Source organism: Nocardioides alcanivorans (genome assembly GCF_021555175.1).
Classification (GTDB): Bacteria; Actinomycetota; Actinomycetes; order Propionibacteriales; family Nocardioidaceae; genus Nocardioides; species Nocardioides alcanivorans.
Map to the genome: position 1 here is coordinate 70711 of NZ_JAKGRW010000006.1, position 13475 is coordinate 84185.

14 protein-coding genes are annotated in these 13475 nt (G+C 68.6%); 4 read left to right on the forward strand and 10 right to left on the reverse strand.

Features of this window, described 5'->3' with window-relative positions:
* Nucleotides 1–171: 171 nt before the first annotated feature.
* From L1066_RS03190 to L1066_RS03205, 4 genes are read right to left on the reverse strand one after another with little or no spacing between them, the layout of a single operon-like run.
* On the reverse strand, nucleotides 172–1053 hold the full coding sequence (locus tag L1066_RS03190; protein WP_235734941.1) for a TatD family hydrolase: 882 nt from the start codon (nucleotides 1051–1053) through the stop codon (nucleotides 172–174).
* Nucleotides 1050–1892 (reverse strand): alpha/beta fold hydrolase, encoded by an 843-nt coding sequence (locus L1066_RS03195; RefSeq protein WP_235734942.1) that lies wholly within the window; start codon nucleotides 1890–1892, stop codon nucleotides 1050–1052. The genes L1066_RS03190 and L1066_RS03195 overlap by 4 nt, the downstream gene beginning before the upstream one ends.
* Nucleotides 1892–2740, reverse strand: a complete 849-nt coding sequence (rsmI, locus tag L1066_RS03200; protein WP_235734943.1) for a 16S rRNA (cytidine(1402)-2'-O)-methyltransferase — start codon at nucleotides 2738–2740, stop codon at nucleotides 1892–1894. Before rsmI ends, L1066_RS03195 begins: the two co-directional genes overlap by 1 nt.
* A 13-nt stretch (nucleotides 2741–2753) precedes the next feature.
* Complete coding sequence (locus tag L1066_RS03205; protein ID WP_235734944.1) at nucleotides 2754–3287, reverse strand: GNAT family N-acetyltransferase; 534 nt, start codon at nucleotides 3285–3287, stop codon at nucleotides 2754–2756.
* A 74-nt stretch (nucleotides 3288–3361) separates the two neighbouring features.
* On the opposite strand from L1066_RS03205, the gene L1066_RS03210 reads away from it, so the two are divergent.
* Nucleotides 3362–5014: a dolichyl-phosphate-mannose--protein mannosyltransferase gene (locus L1066_RS03210; RefSeq protein WP_235734945.1), complete on the forward strand. Its 1653-nt coding sequence runs from the start codon at nucleotides 3362–3364 to the stop codon at nucleotides 5012–5014.
* On the opposite strand, the gene L1066_RS03215 is transcribed toward L1066_RS03210, so the two are convergent.
* Genes L1066_RS03215 through L1066_RS03225 form a run of 3 tightly spaced genes read right to left on the reverse strand, consistent with a single transcriptional unit; the run spans nucleotide 5011 to nucleotide 7537 of the window.
* On the reverse strand, nucleotides 5011–6174 hold the full coding sequence (locus tag L1066_RS03215; protein ID WP_235734946.1) for a cystathionine gamma-synthase: 1164 nt from the start codon (nucleotides 6172–6174) through the stop codon (nucleotides 5011–5013). The two genes, L1066_RS03210 and L1066_RS03215, sit on opposite strands and share 4 nt — an antisense overlap.
* A gap of 59 nt (nucleotides 6175–6233) precedes the next feature.
* On the reverse strand, nucleotides 6234–6545 hold the full coding sequence (locus tag L1066_RS03220; protein ID WP_235734947.1) for a hypothetical protein: 312 nt from the start codon (nucleotides 6543–6545) through the stop codon (nucleotides 6234–6236).
* Nucleotides 6518–7537 (reverse strand): hypothetical protein, encoded by a 1020-nt coding sequence (locus L1066_RS03225; RefSeq protein ID WP_235734948.1) that lies wholly within the window; start codon nucleotides 7535–7537, stop codon nucleotides 6518–6520. The genes L1066_RS03220 and L1066_RS03225 overlap by 28 nt, the downstream gene beginning before the upstream one ends.
* A 113-nt stretch (nucleotides 7538–7650) precedes the next feature.
* Here L1066_RS03225 and msrA point away from each other — a divergent pair, with 113 nt between their 5' ends.
* Both msrA and L1066_RS03235 read left to right on the forward strand, forming a co-directional pair.
* The gene (gene msrA / locus L1066_RS03230; RefSeq protein ID WP_235734949.1) at nucleotides 7651–8289 is read left to right on the forward strand and encodes a peptide-methionine (S)-S-oxide reductase MsrA; all 639 of its coding nucleotides are present in this window, start codon (nucleotides 7651–7653) and stop codon (nucleotides 8287–8289) included.
* A 26-nt stretch (nucleotides 8290–8315) separates the two neighbouring features.
* Nucleotides 8316–8825: a nitroreductase family protein gene (locus L1066_RS03235; RefSeq protein ID WP_235734950.1), complete on the forward strand. Its 510-nt coding sequence runs from the start codon at nucleotides 8316–8318 to the stop codon at nucleotides 8823–8825.
* A 663-nt stretch (nucleotides 8826–9488) separates the two neighbouring features.
* On the opposite strand, the gene L1066_RS03240 is transcribed toward L1066_RS03235, so the two are convergent.
* A complete protein-coding gene (locus L1066_RS03240) occupies nucleotides 9489–10424 on the reverse strand; it encodes an HNH endonuclease signature motif containing protein (RefSeq protein WP_235734951.1) in 936 nt (311 codons plus the stop codon).
* Between L1066_RS03240 and L1066_RS03245 the strand changes: the two genes are divergently transcribed.
* Nucleotides 10411–10659, forward strand: coding sequence for a hypothetical protein (locus L1066_RS03245; RefSeq protein ID WP_235734952.1), 249 nt, complete (start codon nucleotides 10411–10413; stop codon nucleotides 10657–10659). The genes L1066_RS03240 and L1066_RS03245 overlap by 14 nt on opposite strands.
* 690 nt (nucleotides 10660–11349) lie before the next feature.
* On the opposite strand, the gene L1066_RS03250 is transcribed toward L1066_RS03245, so the two are convergent.
* Nucleotides 11350–12531 carry a PQQ-dependent sugar dehydrogenase gene (locus L1066_RS03250; protein ID WP_235734953.1) on the reverse strand — a complete coding sequence of 394 codons (1182 nt, stop codon included), beginning with the start codon at nucleotides 12529–12531 and terminating at the stop codon, nucleotides 11350–11352.
* 67 nt (nucleotides 12532–12598) lie between these two features.
* A complete protein-coding gene (gene panB, locus L1066_RS03255) occupies nucleotides 12599–13456 on the reverse strand; it encodes a 3-methyl-2-oxobutanoate hydroxymethyltransferase (protein WP_235734954.1) in 858 nt (285 codons plus the stop codon).
* Between the last annotated feature and the right edge of the window lie 19 nt (nucleotides 13457–13475).

Genomic DNA, 13475 nt, shown 5'->3' on the forward strand with positions numbered 1-13475 from the left:
GCCGTCGGCTCCACCCCTCGTGAGGGTGTTCACCACAGGCAGATGCTGCTCACCGATCCCGGCCAACCCGCACGACACTAGGCAGGTCGTTTTCCGACTTGCAAGATGACGAGACCCGGCTCACCCTTGCCGTGCGACGGATGTGGCTGTAGGGGCGAGAGGGAATGTCCTTCACCAGTCGCCGTACACCCGCGTGGTGTTGGCCTCCACCGCCGCGCAGAGCTCGCCCAGCTCGACGCCCGTCACCTCACTCATCAGCCGCATCGTCTGCGGGACCAGGTAGGAGGCGTTGGGGCGTCCCCGGTAGGGATGCGGCGTGAGGAACGGGGCATCGGTCTCGACGAGGATCCGGTCGACCGGAGTCGCTCGCAGTGCGTCGCGGAGCGGCCCGGCGTTCTTGAAGGTGACGGTGCCGGCGAAGCTCAGGTGGGCACCGGCCTCGACGCAACGGCGCCCGAAGTCGACATCACCGCTGAAGCAGTGCATCACCCAGTGATCGGGCGGGCCCTCGTCCAGCACCACGCGGAGCACGTCCTCGTGGGCGTCGCGGTCGTGGATGGTGAGTGCCTTGCCGAGGCGCTTGGCGATCCGGATGTGCTGGCGAAAGGACTCCTCCTGCACGCCACGGCCCTCCGGACCGGTGCGGAAGTGGTCGAGCCCGGTCTCCCCCACCGCGCGTACGACGTCGCGCGCGGCCAGTTGCTCGATCTCGGCCAGGGCGGCCTCGAGCTCCCCGCGCTCGGCGAGGACCGGTGCCTCGTTGGGATGGAGCGCGACGGCAGCGACGAGCTGCGGGTGCTGCTCTGCCGTCTCCACCGCCCAGCGGGCGCCGCGAAGGTCACAACCGACCTGGACGATGCGGTGCACGTTGACCTCGCCTGCGGCCGCGAGCGCGTCGGCGAGGGTGAAATCGTCGTCACCGTCACCGATGTCGAGGTGGCAGTGGTTGTCGGTGACCGGGTGCGGCAGCGGTTCGGGGGCCGGCGGCCGGGACAGGTCGCGACGACCGCCGTTCTCCCCGGTCTCGGCACGGCGACGAGGGGCGGCCGTCATCCAGCGGCCTCCGCGATGCGCTCGAGGACGGCGCGGGCCAGCCGTGCAGGCTCCTCGTCGGGCAACCAATGGCTGGCTCCCTCGAGCACCTCGAGTCGATAGGGGCCGGTGACGTGGTCGGCCGTGAGCTCGGCGCCCTTGCGGCCCAGCGCGACGTCGCCGGTGCTCCAGACCATGGTGGTCGGCACCGACACCGTCGCGGCGCCGAGACGAGGGTCGGTGAGCGGCAGGGCGCGATACCAGCCCAGGCCGCCCGGGAGGGCGCCGTCGGCGACCATCTCCTGGCGGAAGACAGCGACCATCTCGCGCGTCATGCCGGCCCGGCGCAGGGAGCCCTCGAGCAGCTCGGGCTTGCGCTTCGCGACCTGCTCGACGACGCCGGGCAGGTTGAAGAGCAGCATGTACCAGGACTTCAACGCCTGGGTGCTGCGCGCCATCGAGGCGATGAAGGCTGCAGGGTGGGGCACCGAGACGGCGGTCAGGGTGCGGACCAGGTCAGGACGTTCGGCCGCCAGCGACCATGCGACAACGGCTCCCCAGTCGTGGCCGACGAGGTGGACCGGCCGGCCGACCCGGTCGATGAGCGCGACGACGTCGCCGACCAGCTCAGGCACCCGGTAGGGCCGACGGCCCTTCGGGCGGGCGCCGGGCGAGTAGCCGCGTTGATCGGGCGCGAGGGTGCGCAGACCCGCTTCATGCAGGTGTGCCGCCACCTTGTCCCAGGAGGTGGCGCGCTGTGGAAAGCCGTGCAGCAGTACGACGGGATCGCCGTCGACGGGGCCGCTGTCGCGCACATCGAAGGTGAACCCGGCATTGGTGAAAGTGGTGATCCGATCCATCAGGACTCCTTGTGCACTGCGTCGTAGACCTCGCGCTTGGGGACGCCTGCTCTCCTCGCGACATCGAGGATGGCGTCCTTGCGACGGACTCCCTCCTCTTCCAGCTCCGCCACGAGGGAACGCCATTCGTCGGGGTCGGTGCCGACCTCGGCCGCCGGCTCGGCTCCGGTGACGACCAGGGTGACCTCACCGCGTACGCCGTCACTCGCCCACGCGACGAGCTCCTCCAGTGGGCCGCGGCGCACCTCTTCGTGGGTCTTGGTGAGTTCGCGGCAGACTGCCGCGGCGCGGTCGCCTCCGAACGCCTCCGCCATCGCGGCCAGCGCCGTCTCGGTGCGGTGCGGGGCCTCGAAGAAGACCATCGTGCGTTGCTCCTTCGCGAGTTCTGTGAGGCGGCGGGCACGTTCGCCGGCCTTGCGGGGCAGGAAGCCCTCGAAGCAGAAGCGGTCGACTGGCAGGCCACTGACGGCGAGCGCCGAGAGCACCGCGCTCGGGCCCGGCACGGAGGTGACCGTGATGTCGTGGACAACGGCTGCAGCGACGAGGCGGAAGCCGGGGTCGGAGACGCTGGGCATCCCGGCGTCGGTGACGAGCAGCACCCGCTCCCCGGCGAGGAGCGCGTCGACGAGTGTCGGCGTACGGGCCGACTCGTTGCCCTCGAAGTAGGAGACGACGCGGCCCGTGGTGGTGACACCCAGCTCGGTGCACAGCCGACGCAGGCGACGGGTGTCCTCCGCGGCGATGACGTCGGCGGTGGCCAGTTCCCCGGCCAGGCGGGAGGAGGCGTCCTCGACGCGGCCGATGGGGGTGGCGGCCAGCACCAGGGTTCCGAGCTCCGTGGGATTCACGCCACCGATCATGTCAGGCCAACTGCTTCTCGAGCACGGTGAACTCCAGGTCCTCACGCAGTGGGAGGCCGGCGCGATCATCGCCGTACGGGAAGGGGAGCCGGCGCCCGGTGTCGCGGAACCCGCGGCGCAGGTAGTAGGCGATCAGGTCGGAGCGCTGGCGGATCACCGTCATCTCCAGGTGGGTGCTCGTCCAGGCCTCACGGGCGAAGCCCTCAGCGCGCGCCAGCAATGCTGCCCCGAGGCCACCGCTCTGGAGCTCGGGGGCGACGGCGAACATGCCGAAGTAGGTGCGATCACCGCGACGCTGCAGGTTGCAGCAGGCGGCGACAAGTGCGGGGTACGTCGCCGGGCTGGCGATCAGCATCACGCTTTCGGGGGCGTCGATCACCTGCCGTACTTCGTCGACATCGGTGCGTTGCCCGGCGAGCAGGTCGGCCTCGGTGGTCCAGCCGACGCGGCTGCTGTCACCTCGGTAGGCCGACTCGATCAGCGCGACGAGCCCCGGCACGTCGGCGGCCGTCGCGGACCGGAAGTCGAGGCGCATGCTGCGATCCTAGGGGCGCGGCGCATTCGTGGCGGTGCCGCCGGGGTTCGAGCGGCCTGCGTACCCTTCTGCGCGTGGGAGCAGACCTGAAGACGCGCACGCGCGCGGCCCGGCTGGGGGTGGACCTCGACCGAGCCTCCCCACGGGACTCCCTCATCGCGTGGAGCACCGGCATCGCACTGATGCTCTTCGCGTTCTTCCTGCGGGTGTGGCGGCTCGGCCAGCCGCGCGAATTCGAGTTCGACGAGACCTACTACGCAAAGGACGCGTGGTCGCTGCTGCACCACGGCTACGTCCCGAAGGTGGTCGATGACGCCAACGAGCTGATCCTGGGCGGACAGGCGACGGGCATCTGGAAGGACGAGCCGTCGATGGTCGTCCACCCCGAGTTCGGCAAGTGGATGATCGCTGCCGGCGAGCATTTCTTCGGGATGACGCCGTTCGGCTGGCGGATCGCCTCCGCGGTGGCCGGCTCGCTGATGGTGCTGGTGATGTTCCGCCTCCTGATGCGGCTCACCGGGTCGCTGATGCTCGGCGTGTTCGGTGCGCTCCTCCTGACGTTCGACGGCATGCACCTGGTGCTGTCCCGACTGGCGCTGCTCGACATCTTCCTGGCCTTCTGGCTGTTGTGCGCCGTGGCGGCGCTGGTCGCCGACCGGGACTGGACGCGCCGGAAGATGGCGCTCGCCAGCCATGACGGGGCCTGGGGACCGTTGCGCGGCCTGTGGTTCCGTCCGTGGCGGCTCGCTGCCGGCATCTGCTTCGGTCTGGCGATCGCCACGAAGTGGAGTGCTGCCTACCCACTGGCTGCCTTCGGGCTGATGGTCTGGCTGTGGGACGCCGGAGCGCGACGCCGACTCGGAGTGCGCACCGCCGTGTTGCGGTCGGCGCTGGTGGACGCGGTGCCGGCCTTCGTGCACCTCGTCGTGGTGGCAGGACTCGTCTATGTCGCGACCTGGTCGGGTTGGCTGCTGCACGCGGACAAGTACGAGGAGCACCTCTCCTCCACGCAGTACACCGGCTTCGTCGAGGAGGGCCCCGACTGCAAACACGTGAGCGACGACGATGCTCGGTGGCCGACCGCCACCGAGCCGGACGCCTCCGGGTTGGGCGAACTCGGTCAGTCGCTGCGATCACTCTGGTACTACCACCAGGACCTCTACACCTTCCACACCCACTACCTGAACTGCTCCGAGCACACCTACCAGTCCGATCCGCGCGGCTGGCTGCTGCTCAACCGGCCGGTCGGGGTGAACGTCGAGAACGACATCGAGCCCGGTGACCAGGGGTGCGAGGCAGCAGCCGGGTCGACGTGCCTACGCCAGGTGCTGCTGCTGGGCACGCCGGTGCTGTGGTGGGGTGGAGCGCTCGCGCTGGCCGCGGCAGCGGTGCTCTGGATCGGGCGCCGGGACTGGCGCTACGGGCTGGCCGTCGTCGGCGCGATCACCATGTGGTGGCCGTGGGAGCTCAACGACACCCGACCGATCTTCAGCTTCTATGCCTCGGCGATCCTGCCGTTCCTCATCATCGCCCTGACCCTCGTTGCCGGGCTCCTGCTCGGACGGGGTCGAGAACCCTCGTCACGACGTACGCTCGGCACGATCGTGGCCGGGTCGTTCCTGGTGCTGGTGGCGCTGAACTTCGCGTGGTTCTGGCCCATCTACACCAACGAGTTGCTGACCCGCACGGAGTGGCTGGACCGGATCTGGTTCAAGCGTTGGATCTAGCCCAGGGCTCGTTCCAGGTCGGCGATCAGGTCCTCGGCACTCTCGATGCCGACGCTGAGCCGGATGAGGTCGGCCGGGACCTCGAGTTCGGTGCCGGCGACGGAGGCGTGGGTCATCCGCCCGGGGTGCTCGATGAGCGACTCCACACCGCCGAGCGACTCACCCAGTGTGAAGACCTCGGCCTTGGCGCACACGTCGAGTGCAGCCTGCTCCCCACCGGCGACCCGGAAGGAGATGATGCCGCCGTAGCGGCGCATCTGCCGGGCTGCCACCTGGTGGCCGGGGTGTTCGGGCAGACCGGGATAGATGACCTGGCTGACGCCGGGGTGCGCCTGCAGGAAGGCGATGATGCGCTCAGCGTTGTCACAGTGGCGATCCATGCGCACGGCGAGGGTCTTGAGGCCGCGGTGGGCGAGGAACGCGTCGAAGGGACCGGCGACGGCGCCCATCGAGTTCTGGTGGAAGGCGATCTGCTCGGCCAGCTCGAGGTCACGTACGACGAGCGCACCGCCGACGACGTCGGAATGTCCGCCGACGTACTTCGTGGTGGAGTGCACGACCACGTCGGCCCCCATCGTCAGCGGCTGCTGGAGGTAGGGCGAGGCGAAGGTGTTGTCGACGACGAGCAGGGCGCCGGCGTCGTGGGCAACCGCTGCCAGGGCTTCGATGTCGGCGATGTTGAGCAGCGGGTTGGTGGGCGTCTCCACCCACACCATCCGGGTCTCACCCGGTCGGATCGCTGCCTGTACGGCGTCGACGTCGGAGACGGCCGCAGGCGAGTGTTCCAGGCCCCATACCTTCTCGACCTTGTCGAAGAGGCGGTAGGTGCCGCCGTACGCGTCGTCGGGGATCACCACGTGCTGGCCGGGCCGGCAGAGCGCCCGGATCAGGGTGTCCTCGGCGGCCAGCCCGGAGGCGAAGGCGAAGCCACGCTCGCCCTCCTCGAGCGCGGCAATGGCGCCCTCGAAGGCGGTGCGGGTGGGGTTGGCCGAGCGGCTGTACTCGTAGCCGCCGCGCAGGCCGCCGACACCGTCCTGCTTGTAGGTGCTGGTGGCGTAGATCGGCGGGATGACCGCACCCGTGGTCGGGTCCGGCTCATAGCCGGCGTGGATCGCCCGGGTCTCGAAACCCGACTTGCTCCGGTGCTCCTGGCTGCTCACACCGTCGAGCCTACTCGGGACGGGTCGCCACCATCAGCGAAGGCGTGCGGCAACGGGCCTCAGGCCGCGTCCATTCCGTCGACCAAGTGGGCGGGCGGCGCCTGAATGTCGACTGGCTTGCCCCAACGGGTGTAGTCGAAACGGGACTGCTTGCCATCGAAGTCGATGACTGCCCGCCGAATCGTGTGGTCGTCGGAGAGGTGGACTCGGAAGGTGTAGTCAGGAATCTTGCTCATGTCCTCGCCAGCCATCTCCGCGATGAACTCGAAGTCGATGGCGAGCTCGTACTCGTGGAACGACTTGCCACCGATCCTTGCGGGACCTCGGTAGGTGACCCGCTCGATCATGCTGTCGCGGAACTGCGTGCCCATGGTGAAAGAGCTCTCCATGTCTGCCACGACCTCCTCGGCGTCCTTGCCGGTGAGCTGGAAGTAGATCTCCTCCCCGTGGGTCTGGCATAGAAGGTGCGGTCGACGTAGAGCGCCTCGAAGGATTCGCCCTCCTCGACGTACGTGGCGTCCAGGGCGAGGACCTTCTGCCCGTCACCCCTGATGTCGCCATGCATCTCCATTCCGTCGGACGTCACCATGTCCATCCGGAAGGTGACCTCCCCCTCCTCTGGCCCGGCAGTGGCGGCTGCGAACGTCGACCTGGTCAGCGGGACGTAACTCCCGGCCGGCAGCACCTCGGAGGCGGCCGGAGCCTCGATCGAGACCTCGTGACCCCATGCGCTGAAGTCCGCAACGAAGTCCTCGCCGTACATGGTGAAGAGCAGACGACGCACCCGGTGCTGCTCGTCAAGCCAGAAGCGGAAGCTCATCCGCGGCAGCTGTTGCTCCGAGGCGAAGACCTCATCCACCCACTCTCGCTGGAACACCAGGGCGTACCGCTCGTACGGCGTGTTGCCGATGTGCTCCTCCCCGAGGTGTCGGAACTGGTCGGGTTCGAGGTGGTTCGCTGCCAGCAGCTCGAGGACGAGGTTGGTCGCGAAGTGCCGTTGGATCTCGTCGATCTCGTCGCTCTCGTCGTCAAGAAGCTCACGGAACTTGCCGATGCCGTGGCGGAGATAGGCGTGGTCGTCGACGACGATCGTCTCCTGCCGCGCCAGGCCTTGGCCCGTGCTCAGCCGCATCGCAGGTTGGTCGCCGAGGCGGACCTGCCCGGTCGTGAGCTTCTCGGGGGTGCGCATCGTCGCCTGGACCGTGCCGGCCGCCACCATGGCGCCGACCACGGTGCTGGCGAAGTTCTCCTCGGTCAGCACCTCCCCGGGAGCCGGTGCCGAACTGGCCGTCCAGCCGTCGCTGCTGCATCCGGTCGCCATCATCAGGACAGCAACGAACCCCACCAACCACGCCCGAGACATGGCGGCAGCATAAGTGACCGGTTTTCCCGTTGTGGGCGATCTCGGGAAAGTCGATGGGAAGGTCTCGACCGGGGGCGGTGTTGGATGGAGGAGACACCTTCGAAGGAGGCCCTGTGTTCGGTCGCAAGCCCGCCACCATCCCCACCCCTGACCAGGCACTGCCCGGTCGTACCGCACCGTGGTTCCAGTTGCGCGACAAGCACCTGGTGCTCGACGCGCCCGTCGTGACCGACGAGGTGCCCGACGGCCTCGAGGTCGCAATCTTCGGGCTCGGCTGCTTCTGGGGCGCCGAGGAGATCTACTGGCAGAAGCCCGGCGTCTGGTCCACTTCCGTCGGCTACACCGGCGGCTCGACTCCGCATCCGTCGTACGAGGAGGTGTGCAGCGGGATGACCGGACACACCGAGGCCGTGCGGATCGTCTTCGATCCGTCCGTCGTCTCCTACGCCGACCTCGTGAAGACGTTCTTCGAGGTGCACGATCCGACGCAGGGCATGCAGCAGGGCAACGACATCGGCACCCAGTACCGCTCCGGCATCTACACGACCGACGAGTCCCAAGTGGTCACGGCCACGGAGTTGACGCGTGCGTACGGCGAGGAGCTCGCCCGACGTGGACTGGGCGAGATCACCACGGAGATCGCCCCGGCCGGTGACTACTGGTATGCCGAGGACGTGCACCAGCAGTACCTCCACAAGAACCCCAACGGCTACCGCTGCCACGCCAACACCGGCGTCCCCTTCCCCTCCTGACGAATGCCCGCTGGCAGGATTCTCGTGTGGCTCTTCCCCATCTGATCGCTCATCGGGCCGTGCGAGCGTTCCAGGACACGCCCGTGCCCACCTCGCTGGTGGAGCAGGTCATCGACACCGCTCGCTGGACCGGCTCGGCGCGCAACCGGCAACCGTGGCGCTTCGTCGCCGTCGCCGATGCGGACACCAAGCAGTTGCTCTCCCGCTTCGGGGCGTACGCCAGTCACCTTGCGGACGCGCCGCTGGTGCTGGTCGTGCTCAGTCCGACCGAGCGCGGACTGGACACCGAGTTCGACGTGGGTCGCGTCGTGCAGTCGGTGGTGCTTGTCGCGACGGAGGCCGGGCTCGGCTGCGGGGTCGTCAGTCTCTATCCCGACGAACACTCCCGTGCGGCCGCGGATCTGGTCGACGCCGGCGCAGAGTGGAGTGCGCGACATGCCATCGCTCTCGGTTGGCCGGGGCCACCGCCGAAAGGCGGCACCCTCGCCGTACCCGCAGGGAGACTCCCCTTGGCCGAGCTCCTCAGCTTCCGCTGAGCGACGCCGGGAGTCTCCCCCACGTCGCCCCTGTCCCCTCGCCGATCCCGTACCCCGCTGGTCGAGCCTGTCGAGACCCGGCCGGAGGTCGAGCCTGTCGAGACCCCGCCGCAGCCCCGTTGGTCGAGCTTGTCGATCCTCCGGTGGTCGAGCTTGTCGAGACCTTGCACGTGGGTGTCGAGACCTGCCCCGGGCCGTGCCGTCCGGGGCAGCCTCCGTCGCTGGGGCGGCGCGTCGTGCGCACGGCTCTTTGGGTGGGTTGCGTTGGGTGGGCGCCCGCCGCGGCCAAGCCCCTTGACGCTCCGTCGGCAACCCCGGACGTCCCACCCCGCCCCTGTGCGCCGTTGGTCGGTCTGTACTCCGGTGGTCGAGCTTGTCGAGACCATGTACGCCTGTTGGGTCGACCTGTACGTCGTTGGTCAAGCTTGTCGAGACCTTGCCCCGCGGGTCAGAGCTGGTCTCGACAAGCTCGACCAACGGGATCCTGTTCTCGAGCCCACGCCATCCCCGCCGGTCGAGCCGTACTCCGGTGGTCGAGCTTGTCGAGACCACCGCCCCCGCTGATCGGTGTGGTGGCGTGCCTGTACCCCGGGAGAGACGCATGCTCTCCCGGGGATCGGGCTGTGGTGCTGTTTGGCAGGCGCTGCTTCTGATGGGTGGTGCTCAGCCGGGCTGGCTGGTGTCGTGGGTGCCTTGGGGTGTGACCAGCCAGGTCCTGCCGTGCTGACTGGTCCAGATATAGGTTCCGTCCCTGGCCCGTCGATAACGCCACCTACCGTGGGTTTTCATCAAGTGGTGACGTCGACACAACGGCGCCAGATTCTCGGGCCGGGTTTGCCCGGGCGGACCACCCTCACCAAGTGGAAGATACGGGTCGATGTGGTCCAGGTCGGCGTCCCAGCTGGAGCGTTCACAGTTGGGATACACACAGTGCGGGTCACGCAACCGGACCAGGGTGTCCATCCATTCGGGTGGATCATGACGATCCACCGCATCGGTCCTGTTCAAATCGACCACCGGGGTGACGGTCGCAAGCGAACCGTGACGGGCCAACCAGTCGCGTAGCTGGCTGGTGAGGACCTGCCCCAACCGGTCGGTGGAGGCGATGCCGTCGCCGTCCAACCCCAACTCGTGGGGGTCGAGGCCCAACGCGAACAGGTCCGCAAGGTTCACGTGGGCCATCACCCGCAACCCACGACGGCGTCCGAACGGGCCCGGTGTCGTCACCAACCGACCCGGCTTCACGTCGGTCCGCGGTTCGCCGCCCACTGCCGCAGTGTCGTTGGCGATGGTGGTGTAGTCGAGGGTGGGTTGGTCGGTGTCGTCGGTGAGCCGCCCGATCGCTTTGGCACGGCGTTGGTCGATGGTGTCGGTGTCACCCAGGCGCCGCAGTGTCTCGGCTTCGTGGTTGAGGAGGTCCAGGAAACGGGTGAGGTCCAGCGAGTCGCCGACGGCTTGGAGCTCGGAGGTGCCGGCGATCCCGCCGGCTCCTTCTTCGTGTCCGGCGTGGGGGTGGTGCAGCCACACTCCCCAATCCGCCTTCCCCCTCGGAGCAGTGGGGTCCTTCACCAGCTCGGGGTGGAACTTGGCGATCGCCATCGCCAACCACTTCTCGATCGTCGGCCACCCCGACGAGGCCGGTCGCAGCGAGGTGGTCGTCGAACCACCGTGCAGCGGCGTACGACAGTTTCCTCGTGAGCAGTGCGACACGGCGGGCGTTCCACCCCGGCACCTCCAGGGCCTCGACCTTCGCCCACAGATTCGGCAACCGGTGGACGAGATCCAGGGCGTCGGCGACCAACGCGAACCCGGCACCACGCGAGATCCCACCTGATGCGGCGAGCTCCTCGACCGCGAACAACGCGACATCAGGAGTGCCGTCACCGGAGATCGCCTGTTCACAGTCGGAGGGGAACAGGGTCTCGTCACCCACCACCGCCTTCGGCTTGTCAGGGGACGGCGGGTGCATGATCGCCCACTGATAGGCGAGGCGGAGTTTGCTGCGGATTGCTTTCAGCTCGACGATCCGGTTCTCGGCGATGAAGCCGAGCAGGGTCCCGCCATCGAGGTCAGAGACCTCGTACGGCTGGTGGCGGGCGTCGATTTCGATCATGGAACCAGTCCAACATTTGGCTCCGACACAACCCGGCGGCACCGGGACTCAGGCTGTGGACAACCACCGGCCGCACTGCCGGAACGAGGTCTCGACAAGCTCGACCACCGGGGGTGGGGTCGGGCGAAGTGGTCTCGACAGGCTCGACCTCCGCGGTGGGCGGGCGACTGGGTCTCGACGAGGCTCGACCAGCGGGGTGGGCGGCGGGGCTGGTCTCGACAAGCTCGACCAACGGAGTACAGGCTCGACCAACGGCGGGGCAGGCGGGGTTTCGACGGGCTCGACCAACGGGTGGGCTGCGGCGGGGTCTCGACAGGCTCGACCTCCGGCTGGGTCTCGACAAGCTCGACCAACGAACGGGGCCGCCTCCGAACGGGGGTCGACCGATGACGGCGGGAGCGACCAGCGACGTCAGTTCGGGCTGATCCGGAGCACTGTGTCGCCGGAGCCGTTGGAGGTGGTGACCAACAGGTCACCGTTGGTGTCGCGGGTGACGGAGCGGAGCCGCCCGTGCTTGCGCAGCTTCTTCGGAGCCTTGGTCCACTTGAGGCGACCTTGCTTGTCGAACTTCATGAAGACCAGGCGCTCGCCGGCGAGGGCTGCGACAGCGAGGGTGCCGTTGAGCCGCCCCCACTTCCGGCCCTTGACCCACGTGGCGCCGGAGGTGGCGATGGTGCTCGGGCCACTGCTCCACCTGGCATCGCGCTGCTTGCCCGGCAGGGAATGGTCGGTCATGGGTACCGACTCGTTGTAGCCGGGAACCGGGTTCCACCCGTAGTTGCCGCGCTTGCGGAGCCGGTTGACCTCGTCGTTGCGGTGGGAACCGTGCTCGACCGACCAGAGCGAGCCGTCCCGGCGCTGGGCGAGTCCTTGGACGTTGCGGTGTCCGTAGGTGAAGACGTAGCGCTTCTTCTTGTTGCTCGCCTTGCGCCAGGGATTGGTCTTCCATGGCTTGCCGCTCGCGGGATCGAGGCGGAGCACCTTGCCGCCGAGGGATCTGAGGTTCTGAGCATTGGTGCCGACGGCGGCGTCACCGGTGCCGACCAGCAGCGACCCGTTCCTGGCGAGCAGCAGCCGGCAACCACCGTGGCGTCCGCTCTTCGAGGGCAGGCCCTTCACGAGCGTCCGAGGTGTGGTGGCGGTCCACGGCGCTGTCTCAAGGCGGTAGGACGTGACTCGCACGTCCTTCTTCCCGGACTTGGCCTGGTGGCCGTGGCAGACATGGATGCGCCGCGTGCGTTGGAAGTCGGAAGCGACCGCGATCGACATCAGTCCGGTCTCGCCGGAGGCCCACACGGTGTCCCTGGGAAAGATCACGTTGGTGAGGGCGGTGCCGTCCCAGATCTTCAACTGCCGGCGGTCCCGCTCGCTGATGAGCAACTCACCGCCGGGCAGCGGCTGCACATCCCACGGGGTCTCGAGGCCGTCGACCTCCACGGCGACCCGGAGCCCGGGCATCGCCTTGCGGGCGGGGGCGTCGAGGAAGCGAGCGCTCGCCGTACTCCCGCCCGGGGAGGGAGTGGGCAGGGCTTGGGCAGCCGATGTCGGAGCGAGCAGGGACAGGGCCAGGAGTGCGACGGCGGCAGCGCGCATGTTTCGACGGTACCGCGTGCGGCACCCGACGACCGGCAGGAGCGGTCGTCGGGTGCCGTCGGCTGTCTCAGAAGGAGTGCTCAGGCCCGGGGAAGGAACCGGAGCGTACGTCGTCGGCGTACGCCTTCGCGCCCTCGAGCAGTGCGCCGTGCACGTCCGCGTACTGCTTCACGAATCTGGCCATCTTGCCGGTGCGCAGGCCGAATGCGTCCTGCCACACGAGCACCTGGCCATCGCACTGGTTCCCGGCGCCGATGCCGATGGTGGGGATGGTGAGTTCGCGGGTGATCTCCCCGGCGACGTCGGCCGGGACCATCTCCATCACGACGGCGAAGGCTCCCGCCTCCTGGATCGCGAGGGCGTCACGGCGCAAGCGAGCCGCCGTCTCGCCGCGACCCTGCACCCGGTAGCCGCCGAGTGCGTGCTCGCTCTGCGGTGTGAAGCCGATGTGGGCCACCACCGGGATGCCGCCCTGGGTGAGCTTCGCGATGACGGGCGCCATCTCCGCGCCGCCCTCGAGCTTCACGCAGTGGGCGCCGGCCTCCTTCATGAAGCGGACCGCGGTGAGATAGCCCTGCTCGGGCGAGGCCTGGTAGGAGCCGAACGGAAGATCGGCGACGACCATGGCGCGCTTTGCCGAGCCGGCCACCGCACGGGTGAGCGGGATCAGCTCGTCCACGGTGATGGGTAGCGACGTCTCGTTGCCCAGCACGTTGTTCGAGGCGCTGTCACCGATGAGCAGCATGTCGATGCCGGCCTCGTCGAAGGTGGCTGCCGTGTACATGTCGTACGCCGTCAGCATGGTGATGCGCTCGCCGCGCGCCTTCATCTCCCGAAGGTGATGGGTGCGGACCCGCTTGACCGGCGCCGCCTTGCTGGCGCCGCTGCCGTAGGGCGCGGCGACTTCGGGGTTGTTCTCGCTCATGGCGATCCCTCCTGGTGGT